Source organism: Psychrobacter nivimaris (assembly GCF_904846365.1).
Taxonomy (GTDB): domain Bacteria; phylum Pseudomonadota; class Gammaproteobacteria; order Pseudomonadales; family Moraxellaceae; genus Psychrobacter; species Psychrobacter nivimaris_B.
In genome coordinates this window covers 26,343-48,759 of record NZ_CAJHAL010000006.1, presented here as the reverse complement: position 1 = coordinate 48,759, position 22,417 = coordinate 26,343, and the positions used below count along the sequence as shown (strand labels likewise).

At 42.8% G+C, this 22,417-nt stretch carries 16 protein-coding genes; 9 read left to right on the top strand and 7 right to left on the bottom strand.

What is annotated here, in order from left to right:
* Positions 1-91: 91 nt before the first annotated feature.
* The 5 genes from bamA to JMX63_RS04135 all read left to right on the top strand — a co-directional run bounded on the left by bamA (position 92) and on the right by JMX63_RS04135 (position 6,849).
* Complete coding sequence (gene bamA / locus JMX63_RS04155) at positions 92-2,491, top strand: outer membrane protein assembly factor BamA (protein WP_201571149.1); 2,400 nt, start codon at positions 92-94, stop codon at positions 2,489-2,491.
* A 146-nt stretch (positions 2,492-2,637) separates the two neighbouring features.
* Complete coding sequence (gene lpxD / locus JMX63_RS04150) at positions 2,638-3,654, top strand: UDP-3-O-(3-hydroxymyristoyl)glucosamine N-acyltransferase (protein WP_201571147.1); 1,017 nt, start codon at positions 2,638-2,640, stop codon at positions 3,652-3,654.
* A 52-nt stretch (positions 3,655-3,706) separates the two neighbouring features.
* Positions 3,707-4,243, top strand: a complete 537-nt coding sequence (gene fabZ, locus JMX63_RS04145) for a 3-hydroxyacyl-ACP dehydratase FabZ (RefSeq protein ID WP_057759133.1) — start codon at positions 3,707-3,709, stop codon at positions 4,241-4,243.
* A 172-nt stretch (positions 4,244-4,415) separates the two neighbouring features.
* Positions 4,416-5,195, top strand: coding sequence for an acyl-ACP--UDP-N-acetylglucosamine O-acyltransferase (gene lpxA, locus JMX63_RS04140; RefSeq protein WP_201571145.1), 780 nt, complete (start codon positions 4,416-4,418; stop codon positions 5,193-5,195).
* Positions 5,196-5,496: 301 nt separating this feature from the next.
* Positions 5,497-6,849 carry a sodium-dependent transporter gene (locus JMX63_RS04135; RefSeq protein ID WP_102078128.1) on the top strand — a complete coding sequence of 451 codons (1,353 nt, stop codon included), beginning with the start codon at positions 5,497-5,499 and terminating at the stop codon, positions 6,847-6,849.
* 141 nt (positions 6,850-6,990) lie between these two features.
* Here the strand turns inward: JMX63_RS04135 and tgt are convergent, their stop codons facing one another.
* On the bottom strand, positions 6,991-8,142 hold the full coding sequence (tgt, locus tag JMX63_RS04130; RefSeq protein ID WP_102078127.1) for a tRNA guanosine(34) transglycosylase Tgt: 1,152 nt from the start codon (positions 8,140-8,142) through the stop codon (positions 6,991-6,993).
* Between the two features lie 321 nt (positions 8,143-8,463).
* Here tgt and JMX63_RS04125 point away from each other — a divergent pair, with 321 nt between their 5' ends.
* On the top strand, positions 8,464-9,057 hold the full coding sequence (locus JMX63_RS04125; protein WP_227673238.1) for an SOUL family heme-binding protein: 594 nt from the start codon (positions 8,464-8,466) through the stop codon (positions 9,055-9,057).
* A 64-nt stretch (positions 9,058-9,121) separates the two neighbouring features.
* On the opposite strand, the gene asd is transcribed toward JMX63_RS04125, so the two are convergent.
* The gene (asd, locus tag JMX63_RS04120) at positions 9,122-10,255 is read right to left on the bottom strand and encodes an aspartate-semialdehyde dehydrogenase (protein WP_201571141.1); all 1,134 of its coding nucleotides are present in this window, start codon (positions 10,253-10,255) and stop codon (positions 9,122-9,124) included.
* Between the two features lie 439 nt (positions 10,256-10,694).
* Between asd and JMX63_RS04115 the strand changes: the two genes are divergently transcribed.
* Positions 10,695-11,825, top strand: coding sequence for an endonuclease/exonuclease/phosphatase family protein (locus JMX63_RS04115; protein ID WP_102078124.1), 1,131 nt, complete (start codon positions 10,695-10,697; stop codon positions 11,823-11,825).
* Between the two features lie 474 nt (positions 11,826-12,299).
* Here the strand turns inward: JMX63_RS04115 and JMX63_RS04110 are convergent, their stop codons facing one another.
* Together JMX63_RS04110 and JMX63_RS04105 are read right to left on the bottom strand one after the other, a co-directional pair.
* On the bottom strand, positions 12,300-13,691 hold the full coding sequence (locus JMX63_RS04110; RefSeq protein WP_201571139.1) for a peptidylprolyl isomerase: 1,392 nt from the start codon (positions 13,689-13,691) through the stop codon (positions 12,300-12,302).
* 156 nt (positions 13,692-13,847) lie between these two features.
* Complete coding sequence (locus tag JMX63_RS04105; protein WP_102078122.1) at positions 13,848-16,931, bottom strand: LPS-assembly protein LptD; 3,084 nt, start codon at positions 16,929-16,931, stop codon at positions 13,848-13,850.
* 381 nt (positions 16,932-17,312) lie between these two features.
* Here JMX63_RS04105 and JMX63_RS04100 point away from each other — a divergent pair, with 381 nt between their 5' ends.
* Positions 17,313-18,416, top strand: coding sequence for an aminoglycoside phosphotransferase family protein (locus JMX63_RS04100; RefSeq protein ID WP_102078121.1), 1,104 nt, complete (start codon positions 17,313-17,315; stop codon positions 18,414-18,416).
* Positions 18,417-18,462: 46 nt separating this feature from the next.
* Positions 18,463-19,200, top strand: coding sequence for an N-acetylmuramate alpha-1-phosphate uridylyltransferase MurU (murU, locus tag JMX63_RS04095; RefSeq protein WP_102078120.1), 738 nt, complete (start codon positions 18,463-18,465; stop codon positions 19,198-19,200).
* Between the two features lie 182 nt (positions 19,201-19,382).
* On the opposite strand, the gene JMX63_RS04090 is transcribed toward murU, so the two are convergent.
* The 3 genes from JMX63_RS04090 to JMX63_RS04080 all read right to left on the bottom strand — a co-directional run bounded on the left by JMX63_RS04090 (position 19,383) and on the right by JMX63_RS04080 (position 22,107).
* Positions 19,383-19,499: a DUF2474 domain-containing protein gene (locus tag JMX63_RS04090; protein ID WP_101206161.1), complete on the bottom strand. Its 117-nt coding sequence runs from the start codon at positions 19,497-19,499 to the stop codon at positions 19,383-19,385.
* A gap of 95 nt (positions 19,500-19,594) precedes the next feature.
* Positions 19,595-20,611 (bottom strand): cytochrome d ubiquinol oxidase subunit II, encoded by a 1,017-nt coding sequence (gene cydB / locus JMX63_RS04085; protein ID WP_057759155.1) that lies wholly within the window; start codon positions 20,609-20,611, stop codon positions 19,595-19,597.
* A complete protein-coding gene (locus tag JMX63_RS04080; protein WP_227673236.1) occupies positions 20,611-22,107 on the bottom strand; it encodes a cytochrome ubiquinol oxidase subunit I in 1,497 nt (498 codons plus the stop codon). Before JMX63_RS04080 ends, cydB begins: the two co-directional genes overlap by 1 nt.
* Between the last annotated feature and the right edge of the window lie 310 nt (positions 22,108-22,417).

Sequence of the window (22,417 nt, the reverse complement as noted above, 5' to 3'; positions counted from 1 at the left end):
TTGCATGGGTTTATAAACTTATGCGCATGGGTTAGACAATACGTGCCTTTTAACTTAACTTAAGCAATTTTTTTATTGACGGATAGTGTTTATGCGTACGCCTTTAATTATGAGCGCGGCTGGGTTGCCGTTAGTTGTAGCGATGATGAGTATGCCAGTACAGGCTGCAGAATTTGTAGTAACTGACATCGGTTTTAATGGCTTACAACGCCTAACCCCTGATAGCCTCTATCCGGTCTTACCTGTTACGGTAGGCGATACGGTGAATGATAGTAGCTTAGCTGCCAGTATTAAGGCGCTATATGCAACTGAGAACTTTGCTGATATTCAAAGCCGTGTCGAAGGTGGCAAGCTAAGGTTTGACGTCATTGAGCGTCCAACGATTGCTGAAGTTACCTTTGAAGGTAACAAGCTCATTCCAAAAGAAGGGCTTGAGCAGGGATTGAAGAATGCTGGACTGTCTGCTGGTGACGTGCTCAAGCAGTCTACTTTGCAAGGCGTGGCCAATGAGCTACAACAGCAATATATTAGCCAAGGTTACTACAATAGTAATATCGAAGTAGATCAAACGGTACTTGATGGCAACCGCGTAAAACTTGACGTACGCTTTGTAGAAGGCAAGCCTGCTAAAGTTGTCGATATCAACATTATTGGTAATAAGCACTTTAGTGATGAAGAGATTAAAGATGTTTTCGCGGTAAAAGAATCTTCATGGACGCGTCTATTATCTAAGTCTGATCGTTATGCTCAAGAAAAACTGGCTGCCAGTCTAGAGAGTTTAAAGGCACTATATCAGAACGATGGTTATGTGCGTTTTTCAGTTGATAATGCCGTATTGAACATCAGCGAAGACAAGAGTAGCGTGTTTATCGAAGTTAGCCTAAGCGAAGGCGAGCAATATCAATTTGGTGAAGTGAACTTTTTAGGTAAACCTACCTTTGAGAATAGTGAGCTAAAAGAGCTGGTGAGCTTTGCATCTAATGAAAAGTACTCGCAAGCAAAACTAGACGAAACCACTGCTTCTCTTAAAAGACGCTATGGTAATGAAGGCTATTATCTAGCTCAAATCAGACCAGTACCACGTATCAATGACGATACGAAAATGGTCGATGTTGATTACTATATCGACCCTGCACGTCCTATCTACGTTCGCCGTATTAACTTTACGGGTAATATTAAAACGCAAGACGAAGTATTACGTCGTGAAATGCGTCAGTTAGAAGGTACGCTATCGTCCAATGACAAAATTCAACTGTCACGCACGCGTTTGATGCGTACTGGCTTTTTTAAAAATGTCACTGTCGACGTTAAGCCCGTACCTAACCAGCCAGATCAAGTTGATGTAAACTATGTGGTTGAAGAGCAGCCTTCTGGTAGCTCAACGATTGCAGCCGGTTACTCACAAAGTGGTGGTGTGACTTTCCAGTTGGATTTGACCCAAAACAACTTTATGGGTACCGGTAACCGCGTAAAGGCTGCGCTTTCTCGTTCAGAAACACGCGACTCTTATAGCCTAGGTTATACCGATCCGTACTTTACAGAAAACGGTGTTTCTCAAGGTATCAGTGGTTATTATCGCAAAACTAAATATGATGACGACAACGTTAGTAACTATGTGACCGATTCATATGGTGCGACGCTGAATTATAGTTATCCTATTGATGAAACCAAACGCCTGAGTGCCGGTCTAAATGTGGACAACACAAAAGTTCGTGGTGGTCGTTACCTAGGTATATCTAATGTTCAGGAAATTCTAGACGAAGGCGGTACAAAAACGCCGGAAGTTGAGACTGATGGGGTTGCTAGCTTCAAGAATGACTATCAGACTTACAACCTATTGTTTGGTTGGGACTATAGTACTTTAGACCGTCCAGTATTCCCTACCAAAGGGATGAGCCATGCAATTGATGCAACCATCGGTCTTGGCGATGCCAATTACCAGAAGCTAACTTATAGCGGCAATATATATTACCCTATTTATAAAGACGTGATCGCGCGTGGTTATACTAAGCTTGGTTATGGTAATGATTTACCGTTCTATGAAAACTTCTATGCTGGGGGTTATGGCTCAGTACGTGGCTATGAATCATCTACTCTGGGACCTAAATCACAAGTCTATTATGATGCGGTCAATGATCCAGACAACCAAACCTTTACCGCAGAAGAGGTTGGTGGTAATGCACTAGCAACGTTTGGTGCTGAACTAATTTTACCAATGCCGTTTAAAGGCGATTGGGCAGATCAGGTACGTCCAGTATTGTTTGCTGAAGGTGGTCAGGTCTTTGACACGTCTGATAAAGAAGATCGCACTTTTAATGACTCAGATGTTCCATTGCTGACTCAAGATAATGACTTCCGTTACAGTGCTGGTGCCGGTATCACTTGGTATACGCCAATTGGTCCAATCTCACTTAGCTACGCGGTACCATTTGGTGACAAAGAAGGCGATGAGACTGAAAAAGTCCAGTTCCAGATTGGTAATACATTCTAAATTAATGACATCATTCTCATCTATTTGAGTAGTTTTAGAGATTGTCTCAAATAGATGGAAATATCATTAGAGCTTAGTAGGTCGTCAAAACGCATTGTTATTTTGGCGACCGTTTCATTTATAACCATATTTTATTAATAGTCATTATGATAACGATTGAGCAACTCATTACTCGAATTGAGCAGCGTCAGCCTATTATTAATAAGGCTGAGATTGATACTGAGCAATTGTGTCAACCATTCAGTAGCGTCGGTAGTTTGACGACAGCCAGTCAGCAGCAGTTAAGCTTTTTGGCAGATCCTCACTATATCTCTAGCTTGGCTAGCAGTGACGCAGGTGCGGTGTTGGTAACGGAAGCATATCGTGATCAAGTGCCTACCTCAGCGATAGCGCTAGTCGTCTCAAATCCATATCTGGCTTATGCCAGTGCCAGTCAGCTGTTTGCACGTCATTCTTTATCTAATGGGATTCATCCTAGTGCTGTGATTGCAGACAGTGCTGTTATTGGCGAGCAAGTCAATATCGGCCCTTTTTGTGTGATTAGTGACAATGTGCAAATAGGAGCGCGTAGCTCACTCGATGCTCATGTCGTGGTTGAGGCCAATACTAGTATCGGTACCGATTGTGTCATTAAGTCGCAAGTTGTTGTCGGGCCTGAGTGTGTCATTGGCAATCACGTTAGATTGCATGCAGGGGCAAGCATTGGATCTGAAGGATTTGGTTTTGCTCCTACTAAAGATCCTAGTAACACAGGTTGGGAGCGCATTGCCCAGTTAGGCCGTGTCATTATTGGTGATTATGTACGAGTTGGTAGCCAGACGTGTATCGATCGTGGCGCTATTGATGATACTGTTATTGGTAATCACGTGATTATTGATAATTTGGTACAAGTTGCCCATAACGTCCGTATTGGTGACGGCACTGCTATTGCTGCTCAAACGGGCATTGCGGGTAGTACTACGATAGGGAAGCGCTGTATAATAGGCGGCGCTGTCGGTATCACAGGGCATATCGAGATTACAGACGATGTTGTTTTGTCCGGCATGACCATGGTAACCAAATCCATTAAAACCGCTGGCTCATATTCATCTGGTACTGCTGCAATGCCAACTGCTAATTGGCGACGTGCGGCTGTACGTTTTCGTCAGCTGGGCAGTAACTAATGCAAACACAAACAAATGATAGATATTCAAAACACAGCAAGGAAGCGTCATTATGAGCAATAACAATATAGATATCCCAACTGATGAAGACGTTAAAAGCTTGGCTGAGCAAGGTCTTACGCTACCATTGACGTATCATACGATTAAGCATTACTTACCGCATCGTTATCCTTTTATGCTGGTAGATCGTATTGTAGCTTGTACGCCAGGTGAATGTATTACTGGTATCAAGAACGTGACTATTAATGAAGAGTTTTTTAACGGTCACTTTCCTGACGAGCCGATTATGCCAGGTGTATTGATGGTGGAGTCAATGGCACAGGTGTCAGGGGTTCTCGGTTTTATCAGTGCAGGACTGACAGCAGAAGACGGTTACCTCTATCTATTTGCAGGTGTGGATAAAGTCCGTTTTAAACGCCGTGTGATTCCTGGTGATCAGCTTATCATTCGTGCAAAAACCGTGATGCAAAGACATGGTATCTATAAGTTTGATTGTACTGTTCATGTCGAAGATGAACTGGCTGCTAGTGCGCAAATCATGATTGCACGTCAAGAGCAACAAAAACCTGCTAATACGAAGGGTGCTTAAGTTTTTAATAAGCCATACTGTACAAAGAGCGATATTAATTCGCTCACTATCACTGCAATAAACAGCTATATGTAAACTCAACAACATAACTGGTATTAGCTTCGTTAGTAACACTGAAATAGCGATACTTTCTTATTATTTACTCGCATCAAATGATACAAGGGCCCATCTTATGAGTCAGATTCATCCTACAGCACTCATCTCACCGTCCGCGCAGATTGACGAAACTGCTATCATCGGGCCCTATTGTATCGTTGGTGATGAAGTATCAATTGGTGCGCATACGGTTTTGCATAGACATGTCGTTGTGACTAAGCTGACTCGTATTGGTCAACACAATGAGTTTTATCAATTTTCTAGTATTGGTGAAGATCCTCAAGATTTGAAATATGCAGGTGAGCGTACTTGGCTTGAAATCGGCGATCATAATACGATTCGTGAAGCCTGTAGCTTACATCGCGGTACAGCGCAAGATGGCGAGCTGACTAAAATCGGTAGTCATAATCTACTGATGGTAAACACCCATGTCGCACACGATTGTGTCATTGGCGATCATAACGTACTGGCTAACAATGTTGGTGTGGCAGGGCATGTGACTATCGGCGACCATACCATCATCGGTGGCAACTCAGGCATACATCAGTTTTGTACAGTAGATGACTATAGCTTGATTGGCGGAGCCAGCCTCATTCTAAAAGATGTGGCTGCATTTACGATGGTGTCTGGCAATCCAGCAAAGGCTCATGGACTCAATATAGAGGGTATGCGCCGTAAAGGTTGGTCAAAAGAAACCATTAATGTATTACGTCAAGCGTATCGTACGATTTTCAGATCAGGTTTGACCACTGCACAAGCGTTGGAAGTCTTACATAGTGAGCTATTGGCTAAAGAGCCAAAAATTCAGCTACTTATTGATTCCTTACAAAATAGCAGCCGTGGTGTTGTGCGCTAAAAAAGCATAACTCGATTCATGATGAGTTTGATACTTTTAATGAGCTAAATTCTTATGGAATGAAGGCGAATTAGATGAAAGCCATAACTATTTGTTATGGCTTTTTATATTTATGAGCACTTGACTTTTTTGGTCGCTTAGCAGAAACTGAGCGTTTACGATATTGTAATCAATTCTTTCTTAATGTTGCTGGGCGTTTCACATCGAAGCGTTTACTAAATAGTCCCACAGTAAGGCCGACTATTTATGTTGATCAAGGAAGATTATCAGTAACGTTAATTGAAGCACGAGGACGGAAAAAATGGCTATCAATAAACAAGAACATGCCCAATGGAGCTCAAGCTTTGGCTTCGTATTGGCAGCAGTAGGCTCAGCAGTTGGTTTAGGAAACATATGGAAATTTCCATACATGGTTGGCGAAAGCGGTGGTTCAGCTTTCGTTATTGCCTATTTGTTCTGTATCGCGCTGGTCGGTTTTCCGATATTAGTTGCTGAATGGTTAATTGGTCGACGTGGTCAAAAAAACCCAGTCAATACTTTTTCAGACGTAGCAGCGACTGAAGGTAAGTCACGTAGCTGGGGCATCGTTGGTGCTACTGGTATCTTAGGTGGCTTCTTAATTCTATCGTTCTATAGTGTGATCGGTGGTTGGGCGCTTAACTATATTACTAAAGTTGCAACAGGTAGCTTTGCTGGTCAAGACAGTGACTCTGTTGCTGCAACCTTTGATGCTATGCTTGCATCAGCTGGTACATTGACGATCTGGCATACGGTATTTATGATCTTAACCGCTGTCATCGTTGGTATTGGTGTGACAAGTGGTATCGAAAAAACAGCTAAGATTTTAATGCCATTATTGGGTGTGATTCTGTTCGTTATCGTTGGTTACAACGTGATTAACGGTGGATTTGGTGAAGCAGTTGCTTACCTATTTACACCAGATCTTAGCAAACTAACGGCTGATGTTATGCTTGCAGCATTAGGTCATGCATTCTTCACACTATCAATTGGTATGGGTATCATGGTTGCTTATGGTTCGTATTTGGGCCGTGAAGTAAACTTGCTAAAAACAGCACGTACCGTTGTTATTTTAGATACGGTTATTGCGTTGGCTGCTGGTCTTGCCATCTTCCCAATCATCTTTAGCAATGGTCTAGATCCTGCATCAGGTCCTGGTCTTATCTTTGTAAGTTTACCAATTGCTTTCGGTAGCATGGGTGCGGGCACTATCATTGGCGCATTGTTCTTCTTGCTTATTACCTTTGCAGCTATCACCTCATCTATCTCGTTACTTGAGCCAACCGTTGAGTTATTAGAAGAGCGTACGTCGATGAGTCGTACTGTATCGACTATCGTGGCAAGTACAGTAATCTGGTTGTTAGGTATTGCAGCACTGCTATCGTTCAACCTATGGTCTGACTTTACTATCATGGGTAATGGTATCTTTGATGCATTAGATAAGCTTACTAGTAAGTTCCTATTGCCTCTAACAGGTCTGGCTGCAATTGTATTTGTTGGTTGGAAAATGGATCAACGTAACATTCAGCAAGAGCTTGGTTTATCTAATGGTACATGGCAGCTGTGGCAAATCGTTGCGAAATTCATCGCGCCAATCGCTGTTATTGTAGTATTTGTGACGTCATTGATGGGATAGTAGTCAAAATAGACTCTACTTAAATCATTAAGTGATAATCATTGAGTGATAAAAGCAGCACAGAAAAAGGGCTTAAGATTATTCTTAAGCCCTTTTTTATTTCAACAGATATCGTTATACGGTCGTGAATATTAAATAGGATTAACGCAAGTTTAACTCAGGAACCGTTTGACCGCGTTTGGCATAAAACTCACTGACAAACTCATCAAATTTATCTTGCTCGATAGCATCTCTGATACCTTGCATCAAACGTTGGTAATAGCGTAAGTTATGAATGGTCGCTAACTGAGCACCTAGCATCTCTTTGCACTTATTAAGATGGTACAGATAAGCACGGCTAAAGTTTTGGCAAGTATAGCAGTCACACTCAGGATCTAATGAGCCTTCATCATTGCGATATTGGCTATTACGAATACGTACCACACCAGCATTGTCTGCATCGCCCGTCACAAAGTAATGGCCATTACGCGCGTTACGAGTTGGCATCACGCAGTCGAACATATCCACACCGCGACGTACGCCCTCAACTAAATCCTCAGGCTTACCAACACCCATAAGATAGCGTGGCTTATCTGCTGGCATATCATCAGGCAGGTAGTCTAGGACATCTATCATCTCTTCTTTAGGTTCGCCAACTGAAAGACCACCAATAGCATAACCATCAAAGCCAATCTCTAACAGGCCTTCAAGTGATTGCTGACGCAAATCAGGATACATACTGCCTTGTACAATACCGAATAATGCGTTGGTGCTGCCCAGTCTGTTGTGCTCATCGATACAGCGCTGTCCCCAACGTAGCGATAGCTCTAACGACTTTTTCGCTTCATCATGAGTGGCTGGATACGGCGTACACTCATCGAACTGCATGACGATGTCTGAGTTCAAGCTGTACTGAATCTGCATAGATTTTTCTGGTGAGAGAAATACCTTTGCGCCATCGATAGGAGATTTAAAATTTACGCCTTCTTCGGTAATTTTACGCATTGCGCCGAGGCTGAATACTTGGAAACCGCCCGAATCGGTCAAGATAGGCTTGTCCCAATGCATAAACTTATGTAAGCCACCGAATTTATCAATGACTTCAGTACCCGGACGTAACCAGAGATGGAAGGTATTGCCCAAAATAATATCAGCACCGATGGCTTCGATATCACGTGGCAGCATGCCTTTGACCGTACCATAAGTACCAACAGGCATAAAAGCAGGCGTTTGCACGTCGCCATGATTGAGATGAACCGTACCACGGCGTGCACGCGTTGCACCGCTGGCCGTTTTATGTAAGACAAATTGCATATGTTAACCGATATATGAGCTATGAAAATGGCGCTAATTATAGCATTGTTAGCGGTTTTTTTGGACATGGATATTTAGTGGTATCGATACATAGTTAATATGTTCTTTAGGGATTTTATTTGACATCCCTTTTTCATAACCAAAAAATACAGATAGCACGCCAAAAGACACAGACAGTGCTAGAGGTCTATTGATACAGTAGAAGTTATACAGGTGAGGTAATAATCATTGCCACACCATGCTTTTAGATGCTGGAGACATGACATGAAAAAGACAGCTTACTTATTATTGAGTGGTTTATTATTGATATCAGGAGGGGCTATGGCTACTGAGGAGCCGAAATATACGGTGTTGACCCAAGTAGATGACTTTGAGCTGCGTCGTTATGATGAGCAGCTAGTAGCGCAAACGTGGGTGAGTGGTGACCAAGACTCAGCAAGTCGTGAAGGGTTTAAGGTTTTAGCGGACTATATTTTTGGTAATAACACCGCACCAAGTGGCGACAGTAGTAAAATTAGTATGACGGTACCTGTCACGATGCAAGCTGATAACAAAGAAAGTGATAATGAGTCACAAAAAATTGCCATGACAGCACCAGTCAGTATGCAACAAGACAATGGTAAGTGGCGCGTACAATTTACGATGCCTAGTAAATATACGATGCAAACACTGCCAAAGCCAAACAATCCAAACGTTGAAATTATAGAAGTGCCTGCACAGACGTACGGTGTGATTAAGTTCTCTTGGCTCGCAGGAGAGGACAAAGTAGCGGAAAAAACCGAAGCGCTGCAAACATGGATGCAAAACCAGAATTTGACGCCTATAGGCGAGCCTGAATTAGCACGTTATAACCCACCTTGGACGCTACCATTCTTACGTCGTAATGAGGTGATGATTGCGTATCAATCTAAATAGTAGTCGATCCATAAAAAAAGACAGCAATCGCTGTCTTTTTTGTGCTTAATATAAGGTATCTAAGTTAGACGTTTTGCTCACGGATGATATTAAGCATACGACGTAATGGTTCTGCTGCGCCCCATAACAATTGATCACCAACAGTAAATGCGCCTAGATACTCAGGGCCCATATTCAACTTACGCAAGCGACCTAGCGCAACGGTTAGGGTGCCAGTCACTGCTACTGGAGTTAGGCGATTCATAGTAGCTTCTTTGTCATCTTCGACTAAGTCCAACCACTCGTTGCCACTGTTTTTGAGTGCAGCTTCGATTTCTTCTAGTGGAATGTCTTTTTTCAGCTTTATCGTTAAACCTTGCGCATGACAACGCATAGCGCCGACGCGTACACACATACCGTCGATAGGAATCGTACTGGTATCATCGTTACCCAAGATCTTATTGGTCTCGACGCCGCCTTTCCATTCCTCTTTTGACTGTTTGTTTTCTAGCTGAGCATCGATATAAGGAATCAAGCTACCTGCCAGTGGTACACCGAAGTATTGTGTAGGGAAGTCTGCTGAGCGCTGAGTCTGAGCGATTTTTTTATCAATCTCAAGAATCGCACTAGCAGGGTCAGCCAATTCGTCTTTAACGGCATCGTGTAATACGCCCATGCCATTGATGAGCTCGCGCATGTTGTTTGCGCCAGAGCCACTAGCGGCTTGGTAAGTCATGGCGCTGACCCATTCGACCCAGCCTTTGTTAAACAGCTCGCCGATAGCCATCAGCATCAATGATACGGTACAGTTACCACCGATAAAGTCTTTTTTGCCGTTGGCTAGGGCACTATCAATAACGTTACGGTTGACTGGATCAAGAATGATAATGCTGTCATCTTTCATTCGCAGCGTACTCGCCGCATCAACCCAGTAGCCGTTCCAACCGCTATCACGCAATGGTTGATGGACTTTTGACGTATAGTCACCACCTTGGCAAGTAATAACGACATCACAAGCAGCAAGTGCTTCAATATCATGAGCGTCTTTTAGTTGGCCGGTTTCAATACCATCGAATTTTGGTGCATCACCACCAGCATTACTGGTTGAAAAAAACACGGGTTTGATCCCGTTAAAGTCATTTTCTTCCTGCATACGTTGTATCAATACTGACCCTACCATACCGCGCCAGCCTACCAAACCTACTGTTAAATCACTCATGAAGTTCAATCCTATTTACAATTATTTGTTGCATCGTCAACCGATAACAATGCCGTGAATGGCGCGAAAAAGCAAGGCGTTTTGGCTATTATTTGGTCGTTTTCTATACACTATTAACTATGTCGGCTATAACTTTAAGTTATTACTGTTGAATAGATACTTGGCTATCTGACGACATCAAAAATATAATGTTTAATAAAGCACTCATTACATTGAGTGAGCCAATATTGTAACGTTTTATGATAGTTGTCGCATAATTGAGACTCACCAGTAGGCGAGAATCTTCTGAAATGCTAAAGTAAGTCTCAAACACAATTACTCGACGTTAGTTATTTGATGTCAGGTGAGTTACAACCACGATATTTCTTATCAAATAAAAGCTTAACCAATATACATCATTGGCTCTATCAATATTTCAATCAACGGTTAGTACCTACTTATGGATCTCTCACTATTATATTACGCCTTACAAGGTCTAGCAGGATTCATCGCCTTTGTCACAATCTGGGGCTGGTTACCGCTGGATAACTGGTGGGTGCGCGGTGTTGAGTTTCCACGCATCCAAATAATGGTGCTTGGTATTATCGCTTGGGTTGGCATGATAGTGTTTTTCTCAGAGTGGGAGTTAGGGCAGTGGATATTGTTTGTTGTATTGAGCGGTACGTTAGCATTTCAGCTGAGAATGGTACTGCCATATACTAAGCTGTGGAAAAAAGAAGTTCAAAAGGCAAAAGATAAGCCAGAAGGGCAAGCGCATCAAATAAAAATCATGGTATCAAACGTATTGACGCCCAATGATGAAACGCAGAAGCTGGTCGATTTGGTTAAGCAAAAGCAGCCTGATATCTTAATTACGTTAGAGAGTGATAAGAAATGGGAGCAAGCCCTACACCAAGTTGAGTCTGACTATCCCTATACCGTGAAAGTGCCACTAGATAATTTATATGGTATGCACTTGTATTCTAAGCTTGAGCTAATTGATCCTGAAGTTAAGTATTTGATGATAGATGATATACCGTCTATCCATACACAGTTGCGTTTGCAAGGAGGCCGCGTCGTTTGGTTATATTGCTTACATCCTATGCCGCCTAGCCCAACTGAAGCTGATAAGTCCACCACGCGTGATGCTGAGCTGCTCATGGTGGGTAAACATATAAAAGAAAACGATCAAACGGCGATACTGGCAGGTGATCTCAATGATGTCGCATGGTCAAAAACCACGCGTCGTTTCCAACGTATCTCTGGCCTGTTAGATCCTCGTATTGGTCGACATTTCATTAATACCTTTCATGTTAAATACCCATTTCTACGTTGGGCTCTAGACCATATCTTTCATAGTGCCTGTTTTACAGTAGTTGATATTCAGCGTATGCCATCCGTAGGATCTGATCACTTTCCTGTGATGACTACCTTACAATATGAGCCAGAAGAGGCAAGCAAGCAAGAAGGCAATGCGCCTACTGCACAAGCAGAAGATATCCAAGAAACTGACAACAAAATCGAAGAAGGCAAGAAAGAAGGCGAAAAAGTGTCAGAAGAACACAGACAAGAACAGCGCAGTTTTGGTTGATAAAAGAGGCCGTTTATTAACGGTAATGCATAAAAGTGATGTAAGCATATGCTTACGCAAAATAGAGTCTTTAGCTTCTATCGGCACCAAATTCATTGGCCTATAATACATCCATCAACACAAGGATACGCATGGATGTAGTGTTGAGACAGTACCAATAAAAGTACAGGTCAGCCCGCTGTCTTATATAATACTGTTAAATGACTTAGGATGAGTCAGCACGGAAGAGAGATAATAACAATAACACGAAGTATTGAAACCCTGAACCAATCGCCCTAGGTTCGGGGTTTTTCTTTGTGTGGATTTTGGTTTAATAAAGTTTAAAATGCTTAACTCCGATATTTTTTTAAAGCTTCCAGTTAAATATCTAACTGCGCAAAATAAAGAAGGGTATATGCAATAGCATATACCCTTCTTTGTTTAAATCGATTCAGTGCTTTCGCTAACTTAATACTACTAGCTTATTGCAACATATCAGCCAAGTATCTGAATATAAGCGCCAGCACGTAGCTCTTGTAACCAGTCTTCTTGAGCTTGTGGCGCTAAACGTTGATACAATGCTTGACGTGCCATATTGCGACGATATTGCTCGCTAATATCTTGATCGCGCTTACCGTCGACTTTTAGGATATGCCAACCAAATTTTGTCTTAAATGGTGCAGAGTAGTCACCAACCGCTGTATTTTTCATGGTGGCTTCAAATGAACCAACCATATCTTCTTCGCTAACCCAATCAAGATCACCGCCACGTCCCGCAGAACCTGGATCATCTGAATACGTTGAAGCTAAACTAGCAAAGTCAGCGCCGCCACGAAGTTGCTCGTATAGATCATTGATTTTTTGTTCAGCAAGCGCGTCAGTCTGTAGGTCATCGACTTTGACTAGAATATGGCGAGTATGCCATTGTGGTATCAGCATCGTATTGCTGGCTTTTTTATCAGCAAGCTTGATGATATCAATCCCTTCAGGAGTCAATAGTGGCTCGCTTACAGTACCAACGTCTAGCTTGGTAATTTTGCTAGACAGTTCTGTCGGTAAAGAAGCAGCCTTGTGAAAGCCCATATCTCCACCTTGCAATGGAATCGGATAGCTACCTTGGCTAGCAGCAACGGCTTCAGCGACGTTGACATTTGGCTCAAGCAAACGCGTACGTAATGCTTGCGCGACTTTTAATGCTTCTTCACGTTGAGCGGCTGATAGGCGACTATAGTCATCTATATAAGGCACACGTACGTGAATGGTTTGATATTCGCTTTGATTCAGACTTTTGGCTTCAGGTGAGGCCAAAAATGCATCAATATCTTGCTCGCTAATACGTACTCGGCGAGTAATTTGACGCTGCTGTAGCGCTTGGATAGAAGCCTCTTCGATCAGTTTGGCACGTAGATTGGCATAACTACCAGGTTGTGCGGCATCTAGACGTTGCTGCAATGCTGCAATGCTATTAAGGCCTTCAGCTTGAGCGATTTGACCAAGACGTTGATTGATTTCTGCTTCATCGGCAGACAGTCCCGCACGTTTGACCATAGACAGTTGTAGTTCACGCAAAATAAGCGCGTTTAATACTTCAGACTGTAGTTGTGCTGAGTTTGCGATAGGCTCACCAGCAGCTTTGGCACGTGCTTGGGTTTGCTCGATAGCATCAACCAGTTCGCTTTTTAAAATAGCATTTTCATTAACTAGGGCAATAATACCGTCTGTGCTATTGGCTGGCGTCAAGCGATCAACTGAGCTTTGCGTAGCAGAAGTAGAAGCTTGAGCCGCTGCAGGTTTGACAGTAGCAGCGTTGGCACTTAACGTAAGCGTAAGGCCTGCCATAGATAGCAATACTGCTCTGCTAGTCTGACGTAAAGAAAAAAATCTCATGATGCTCCTCATCAATGTCATTGCATCGGATGGTAGTTGGTCAACTCTATCCAATACTCTTAATAATAAAATATTCGACAGCGTTTCCCATAATAGGGGTTCAAATAGTGTCTTATAAATATTTACGTAAATAATTCTAATCTAGCAAAAAACTGGTTAGTCTTTCCATGCCGTCTGTACAGGTTCAAAGCCCAAGATTTTATCAGCAAGCAATCGTGTCAAGCGGCTACTACCGCTGCCAAGACCATTTAATCTAACTTCTGCCATAATAGCTTGTGTTGGCTCGTCTTTTACGTTTAGGTCATTGTAATAGCGGCGACCATAAACAGCAAAGCCGAAACAGCAGTCTTCGTAATCAACGCCGATGAGTGAATCAAGCATCTTGTTACGATTATAATCGTACTGACCTTGAGCCAATATACGCCAGCTGTTATTAATAGGGAAAACAGCGGAAGCGGTAAACGCCGATAATGGCAACTGATCGGTATTGTCATCACGCTGACGCTTAACATAACCCACATTAAATAAGCTATTGTCTGATGGCTGATAACGAAGTTCAGTCGTAATGTAGTTCAAATCATAATTACTGGTTAGGGCACCGCTAACATCAACCCAAAAATTATTATAAGGCTGAGTGCTGGTATCCCATACCATACCTGAAGAAGACGAGGTAAATACTGGCTGATCGTCATCAAGTGTTACACGTCCATCATCTAGATAGAACTGTTCTGCAATGCTACCATCAAAACGTGTCACACCCGTTGCATCGATGTAACGATAATTGACGCCAGGCGTAATAGAGTGCAAATCCTGCAAGCGATCATGACCTAAGAACCAACTGTCTGAAAACAGCTGCTCATAGTTAATAGAGGCAATACGCGTATTAAAGTTAGGAATGTCGTTTTGGTTCTTATACGGTGAATACGTATATTTTACGCGTGGGCTAAGTAAACGATAGCCGCCCATCGTATCGTCAAACGCACCAAATGGTGAGCCCGCTTGATAGAAGTGTAGTCCTGCATCGATACTGGCTTGCGGAACAAAAACCGACTGACTGCCATCTTCTTCACTAAGCTGATTATCTTCTAAGCTATCTTCATCATATGACGTATATAGATGCTGCAAGCTAAGCTTAGGTTTGATATAACCCCAAGAGGTTTCCATCGGGTAGGCGGCGCTCAGTTTATTATAAATACGTGCGCCACTTTTTTCGTTTTCAGAACCATCATCAATGGATTTTTTGAAGTATGCAGAATCATGAATACCAGTGATATCGAAGCGCTCAGCCCAAGGCAGGCGATAATTTAATTTGAGCTGTGGCAAACGTGAGTACGGCTTGTCTTTGTCTTCTAACGCTTCACCACTATCAGTGAATGCATCTAGAGTCTGGAAAGTTTCTACTTTCAGTTCACCATCGACATAATCATTGTAATAATTGACACGAGCACGACGTGGCAAGTTTATCGTGCTGTCTGACAAGCCCAACGTATCAAAATCATTAAGGTAATCGGCATCTGATACATAGTTGTATTCAGCGTCGGCGCTTAAACGTGGAATGCTTTTCGACGACCAAGTATGGTCATAAAACAAGCTGGTACGATCTTCGTCGTCATATTCTTTATCGTTAGGTAAGTATGAACCGTTTAAAATACCTTCCCCATAGCTCTCAGTCAGATAACGGAACTCACCTGATAGCATCGGGTTACGGTCAGTATAAATATGCGTGTTAAGGGTGGCATCGTAGTTAGGTGCTAAGTTGAAATAATAAGGAATATCAACTTCAAGACCGCTTTCACTGCTGACACTGGCACTTGGCAATAAAAACCCACTACTACGGCGACTGTCTATCGGGAAGTTAAAGTAGGGGAGATAAAATACGGGTATGTCAGCAACACGGAAAGTGGTGTTATACGCTTCGCCGCGCCCTGTATCGGTATTTAGATCGATACTTTTGGCTTCAAACTGCCATTTGCGGTTGGTAGGTGGACAGGTACTAAACATCACCTGATCCAGCTCGTATTCACTCTCATTCGGTTTGTTTAAGCGTTTGGCATAGCCGTGCGCTTGTAGACCGACACTGGCAAACGCCACATCATTGGCCGTTGATTGACCAGTCTCAGTATTGTAATTCAAGCTATCTGCAACGCCAATTAGGCCGCCTTGTGCCGCTCTATCATTAAAGCTGGCTTGGCCGTTATTCGTAGCGGCATTGTTTGTAGAGACGTTGCTTGTACGCTGTCCAGTCGCATTATCTGTAAACATGACTTTGCCTTGAGCAGCTGCAACGCCATTGCTCAAGTCAATCATGACTTTTTCTGCTTCGATATGCTGAGTGCCTTGGTCAATTTTTACATTGCCTGAGAGCTCAGCGTAATTCACGTTATTGTAATAACCGTAATCAGACTCGGTAAATAAAGGGGCTTGATTGTTCGGAACGCTAGCCACATTTGGTGCTGGTTGTCCGTTTGCCGTACCAGCTTCGTTTACAGCGCGTTGATAATTGGGGTTACTCTGCGGATATACCCATTGACCTTCACAGCGCTGGGCACTGTCCACGGCATTTGGCAACAGACGCAAATCTCTACCGACCTTTGGAATCGTCTGTGCAGCAGGCATCGCATTATTATGAGTATTGTTCGCTTCAGTGCTGATAGCCTCATTGTTTAATGTTGACGCATCGGTATCTGGCGTTAGCTCATAAAACTCTGCTAAGCGCATTAGACTGGCTTGAATACTCTCATCATTAAGATCTAGCTTGCCATTGTCAGTTGTTATCGCTTTAGGAACAAAGGCACTGCTATCTGGTGTATCAATGCTTGCTTGGTTGTTAGTTTCTGTATTTAAATTAGCAGTATTAGAAACTTCGTTGCTAAAAGCTTCAGAGTCAGCAGCCTCATTAATATCTGTGATATCTAGGTCATTGTTCTCAGAGAATCTGCTATCTAACGCAGTATCATTTAATAAAGTAGCGTTGTTCGTATTAGCAGAATTAGCATCGTCTGGATAGCTATCATTTAGAATATCTGCTTCTTGATAGCCCTCATTACTTTGAGTACGACTAATACTATTGGCGTCAGTCGCCACACTATTAGACGCATAGCTGCCTGTACTGTCCGTAGTGAGTGGTTCAGTTTTTTGCGTATTGGCATCACCAATGGCAGCACTGACAGTTAGGCTAGATAAACCTAAGGCACCAAATAAGATCAAGCGGATGCTTTGGTAAAGCGGAGAATATAACAAGGGCACACCTATGATTGCAGAGCTTATTGGATTGCATGACTGAGTTTAGTAGCGGTATCACCGAACGACATAAAGCAGTGAACGAGCGACTAAAATATGACTAATGTATTCTCAAAAATTTGGATGTTTTACATATAATGACGACTAATCATAGTCAAAAAAAACCAAATCAGCTACACTATTTACCAAAATTTATAATATAGCCATGCTGATTTTTAAGTAGCGATAGCGATTCTATCCGACATCAAGTATTGAATGATATAGCAATACGTTTGTGGCAGCTTGTATAGCACCGCCGCATATCGCTATTTTAGCAAGTATTTGTCAGACTTATCACTACTTTAATTATTTATGACTTATATTTAACCAGCGATGCCTAATATGACTGACAAAATGACTTTAGAGACTGATATGATCGATGAAAATAACAACCGCCAACAGCAATTAGAACAATGGTTACAGCAAGTATTTTTAGATCAAACATTTAGTCTAGATAGCTTACCTGGTGACGCTAGTGCCCGCCGATATCATCGTATCGAACTATCAGAGACAGACAAAAGCGCCAACAAGCATTATATCGTCATGGACTCTGCTGACGAGCAAGATGCGATGCTGCAGTTTATCAATGTCGCTAAGCTGATGGCACCTGCTGTCAACGTGCCGACTCTGACTGCACAAAATGTAGAAAAAGGATTTTTGGTATTACAAGATTTTGGCACAGTAGAGTTTGCCCATTTGCTTGTCGATGCCACCGCAGACCAAATCAATGACTACTATCAGCTAGCAATGCAGACATTAGTTGCGCTACAAACGGTACCAGTAGAAACGGCAAAGTCGCAACACCAGCTACCAGATTATGACACAGCACTATTAGACCGCGAGATGGATTTATTTAGCGAATGGTTTATGCCTTATATTGGTATAGTGCTAAATGAGCAAGTCTGGGGAAAACTAAAAACAGCATTAATGAATGAGATTTTGCGACAGCCACAAGTAGTGGTCCATCGTGATTATCACAGCCGCAACCTTATGCAAGATCAAGCAGATAAATCAAAGCTGGGCGTGATTGATTTTCAAGATGCCGTCATTGGCTCGTATGCTTATGATTTAGTGTCGTTAGTACGCGATGCTTATGTTGAATGGCCAGAGAGCCAAATATCTGCATGGATTGAGGACTTTTGGCAGCTACAAAAACAAAAGTCACTAACCACTGCTGATAGCGCGGTGCAGTTTGAAAAAGATATGAATGTCATAGGCGTACAACGTCATCTAAAGGTATTAGGGATTTTTATTCGTTTATCTGAGCGTGATGGCAAAGACCGCTATTTGGCGGATATTCCTAAAGTCATGCGCGATTTGATTATTGAATTAAACTGGCTTGCCGAACATGGCAACGATGAACTAAAGCAATCAGTTATACCGTTTAATCAATGGCTACAAGAGGCAGTGCTACCTGCTTATAAAGAGAAGTTTGTTTCAGCGTAGATTACGCTCAGCTAAATTAATTTAAATAATAAAGATAGGAGCGCAGATGTCTACCTCTACGATTACACAAGCCATGATTTTAGCAGCGGGCAAGGGCACACGCCTACGTCCATTAACGCTTGAGACGCCCAAGCCTTTGGTTGAAGTCGCAGGTCAACCGCTTATTGTATGGCATATTAAAGCACTACAAGCAGCAGGCATCACCGATATCACGGTCAATGCCTCATGGTTAGCGGACAAGCTAATGAATACCTTAGGTGACGGTTCACAGTATGGCGTAAATCTGCATTGGTCAGTAGAAAACGATGAACCACTTGAGACCGCAGGTGGCATTTTTCAGGCATTACAATCAGGTAAACTAAAGGATGAACCGTTTATTCTGGTCAATTCTGACGTCTGGACTACCTATGATTTCTCTCAATTAACAGACTATACATTGGGAGCGGATCAGCGCGCGCACTTATTATTGATAGATAATCCAGAGCACAATAATGGCGGCGATTTCGCCATCAATAACGGTCTTGCTAGTGAGCAGCCGGTGGGCGATGCGGATAAGTATACCTTTGCGGGTATTAGCGTAATGTCACCAAAATTGGTAGAAAGCCTGGTATCAGGACAGCCTGCGGCATTAGCACCACTACTAAAGCAAGCAATGATAAAGTTTCAGATTACCGCTGAAGTGACAACAGATAATTGGATAGACGTGGGGACCCCAGAGCGTCTAACACAGGTTAATGAGTTTATCGAACAGCATGATATCGAGCATGCAGGTAGGCCAAACTGATAAATTTAAGATAAACAAAAAGCAGCGCCGATTATTCAACGCTGCTTTTTTTATGCATATAGAATTATTTTTTACAACATGTCTAGAGGGTATATTGGCAAGACAAAAGTGCAAATTTAGCATCTAAGAAACTACTCATTAGCTAACTAACTGGCACTCAATCGTATGATTAGGCAATTATGCTAAACACCCATGGCCAACTTGATTAGCTGAGCAATGGTAAACACCACTAAAAATCCTGCTAAATATAGACCCACAAACCATGCCCATTGCGATTGTTTTTTACTGAACTTTTTCATAGAGATCTCCTGATTAGCGTATGAAGTGTGGCTACCATCTATAAACAATAATAGCCACCCTTTTTAGCCGATCCGTTGCCCGTCTCGATTAACGATTAGTACATCGGATTGTGATCAGATTTACCTTTGAAGGTATAGTAAGCAAATGCTGTATAGCTCAAGATAATCGGTAACATGATACATGCGCCAATCAGCATAAATGATAACGAAGTATCGGCAGCCGCCGCTTCATAAATCGTCATTTGATACGGTACGATATAAGGGAATAGGGCGAAACAAACCCCAATGTAACCCATTAAAAATAAGGCAACCGTTAGTAAAAATGGACGATACTCACGCTCAGTTTTTAAGTCTTTACGCATGATAAAGAATAAAAGCATGACAATGATAGGCATAGGAGCAAGGTATAACAAATCTGGGAAACTAAACCAGCCTTCTAATGCATCGATGTCTGAGAAGTACATAAACGCTGTGACCACAACCATCGCCACTAGTAACGCAGTAAGCATCCATCTAGAAACTTGGCGCGCCCATACTTGTAATGTGTGCTCTGTTTTTATGATAAGCCACGTAGAGCCAAGTAAGGCATAACCAATAATCATGGCAAATCCGCACACAATCGAGAAGGGTGTGAGCCAATCAAATGGGCCACCAGTATATAGACGGTTACTGGCTTCTAACCCTTGTACTAACGCCCCAAGCATAATGCCTTGAGAGAAAGTGGCGACGACTGAACCGACAAAGAAAAAGGTATCCCATACATGCCGACGTGAAGAGGATTTAAAGCGAAACTCAAACGCCACGCCGCGCATGATAAGACCGAACAACATGGCGGTCACGGGTAAATAAAGACCTGTCATGATGATGCCATAAGCAACAGGGAATGCTGCGAATAAACCACCACCACCTAGTACTAGCCACGTCTCATTACCGTCCCAAAATGGTGCGATAGAGTTCATCATGCGGCTACGGTTTTTATCTGAGCCTGCAAAAGGGAACAAGATACCGCAGCCCAAATCAAAACCATCAAGCAGTACATAGACAAAGACAGACAAAGCAATCAAACCGCCCCAAATAAGAGGTAAATCTAATACATCACCGAAGTTAAACATTAGCGTAATCCTCCATCATCGACATCGTTTGCAGGCTCATCTAAGCCTTCTTCAGTACCTTTGGCAGGATTACTATCACCACTTAACGCGCGACCTTGGCTCTCTGTCACTGAATGCTCATAGAAATTATCTTCAGCAGGATCTGTATAAGGCTTGGGACCTTGAGCAATCAAACGCAAGATATAAAAGCTACCTGCCCCAAAAACAAATATATACAGCACAATAAAACCAATCAACGTCGTGGCTACCTGCTGTGCAGCGACTGGTGACATACTTTCAGCAGTACGAATAACCCCATAAACCGTCCAAGGCTGACGTCCTGTTTCAGTTACGAACCAACCTGATAGTAATGCGATAAAACCAAGCGGTGTCATCATCATCCACGCACGGTGGAACCAGACACTTTCGGGATTGAATTGCTGTTTTTTGAAGTATTTATAGGCACTAAATAAACCGACCAGTACCATCAACATACCAATAGCGACCATAATACGGAACGCCCAAAACACAATAATGACGTGAGGTTGGTCTTCTGGTGCCCAGTTTTTGAGACCCTTCACTTCACCATCTAACGAATGGGTGAGAATCAAACCTGTGACATAAGGGATTTTTACTTCGTATTTATTGGTTTGATTTTCTTGGTCAGGAATCGCAAAGAGACGCAATGCGGCCCCACGCTCATCTTCCCAAATACCTTCCATCGCAGCCACTTTGGCTGGCTGATGCTCAAGCGTATTCAAACCATGCTCATCACCGATCAATACTTGCGCCGGCGCAACAAAGATGGCCATAATCATTGCCATACCTAGCATGACACGACCATGCTGACGGTGCTCGGCGTGTTTTTTGGACTGGATATAGTAGGCACCGATACCGCCAATGACAAAGGCAGTGGTTAAGAACGCCGCCGTCACCATATGTGCGAAACGGTAAGGGAATGAGGGATTGAATATAATCTCAAGCCAGTCAGTAGGATAGAGCAGGCCGTCTGCACCCACCATAAAACCTTGAGGGGTTTGCATAAAACTGTTAGCCGACAAAATCCAAGTAGCTGATATCAGTGTACCAATGGCAACAATGGCAGTGGCGGTAAAATGCATGCGTTTGCTTACACGGCCCCAGCCAAATAGCATAATACCCAAAAAGGAGGCTTCTAAGAAAAACGCGGTCAATACCTCATAGGCAAGTAGTGGGCCTATGACGTTGCCAGCTTTATCTGAGAATACGGCCCAGTTGGTACCGAACTGGTAGGACATCACCACGCCTGATACCACACCTAGACCGAAGACTACGGCAAATATCTTGACCCAGTGCTTATAGACCTCAGCATAGATAGGTTTGCCAGTTCTTAACCAACGAAATTCTAGTACGGTCAGCCAGCTGGCAAGTCCAATAGAAAAAGCGGGAAAGACGATATGAAAAGAGACAACAAAAGCGAACTGGATGCGCGCGAGTGTCAGCGCATCGAGCTGGTCAATCATAAACGTAGCGAACATAAACGGTTACTCTCATCTGTTAGCTGAATAGCGCTGGCTTCCGTACAACGCTCAAGTAACTGTCCGTAACTGTACATAAATCAAGGTGACAAAGATTACGGGCAATGGCTCAATGACGCAAAACTTTACTTTAGCAACATTAGGCATAAATTGTGGCTAAGCTTGCGACTCACTGTTTAGCTGAATTGAATAATTTATGTCCCTATAAATTCATATATTACAGTCATGTGCTGTATATATTATGCGCTTCCCTAGATAGTCACGCAACCCGTACCGTTAGACAGCTGCATACCTAGCAGTCAGAAAAACA

Coding starts and splice junctions, on each gene's coding strand:
- murU (WP_102078120.1), top strand. CDS start 18,463: ATGTCTACCTCTACGATTACACAAGCCATGATTTTAGCAGCGGGCAAG.
- JMX63_RS04080 (WP_227673236.1), bottom strand. CDS start 22,107: ATGTTCGCTACGTTTATGATTGACCAGCTCGATGCGCTGACACTCGCG.
- JMX63_RS04090 (WP_101206161.1), bottom strand. CDS start 19,499: ATGAAAAAGTTCAGTAAAAAACAATCGCAATGGGCATGGTTTGTGGGT.
- JMX63_RS04100 (WP_102078121.1), top strand. CDS start 17,313: ATGACTGACAAAATGACTTTAGAGACTGATATGATCGATGAAAATAAC.
- JMX63_RS04135 (WP_102078128.1), top strand. CDS start 5,497: ATGGCTATCAATAAACAAGAACATGCCCAATGGAGCTCAAGCTTTGGC.
- JMX63_RS04110 (WP_201571139.1), bottom strand. CDS start 13,691: ATGAGATTTTTTTCTTTACGTCAGACTAGCAGAGCAGTATTGCTATCT.
- fabZ (WP_057759133.1), top strand. CDS start 3,707: ATGAGCAATAACAATATAGATATCCCAACTGATGAAGACGTTAAAAGC.
- lpxD (WP_201571147.1), top strand. CDS start 2,638: ATGATAACGATTGAGCAACTCATTACTCGAATTGAGCAGCGTCAGCCT.
- asd (WP_201571141.1), bottom strand. CDS start 10,255: ATGAGTGATTTAACAGTAGGTTTGGTAGGCTGGCGCGGTATGGTAGGG.
- cydB (WP_057759155.1), bottom strand. CDS start 20,611: ATGTTTAACTTCGGTGATGTATTAGATTTACCTCTTATTTGGGGCGGT.
- JMX63_RS04125 (WP_227673238.1), top strand. CDS start 8,464: ATGGCTACTGAGGAGCCGAAATATACGGTGTTGACCCAAGTAGATGAC.
- lpxA (WP_201571145.1), top strand. CDS start 4,416: ATGAGTCAGATTCATCCTACAGCACTCATCTCACCGTCCGCGCAGATT.
- JMX63_RS04115 (WP_102078124.1), top strand. CDS start 10,695: ATGGATCTCTCACTATTATATTACGCCTTACAAGGTCTAGCAGGATTC.
- tgt (WP_102078127.1), bottom strand. CDS start 8,142: ATGCAATTTGTCTTACATAAAACGGCCAGCGGTGCAACGCGTGCACGC.
- bamA (WP_201571149.1), top strand. CDS start 92: ATGCGTACGCCTTTAATTATGAGCGCGGCTGGGTTGCCGTTAGTTGTA.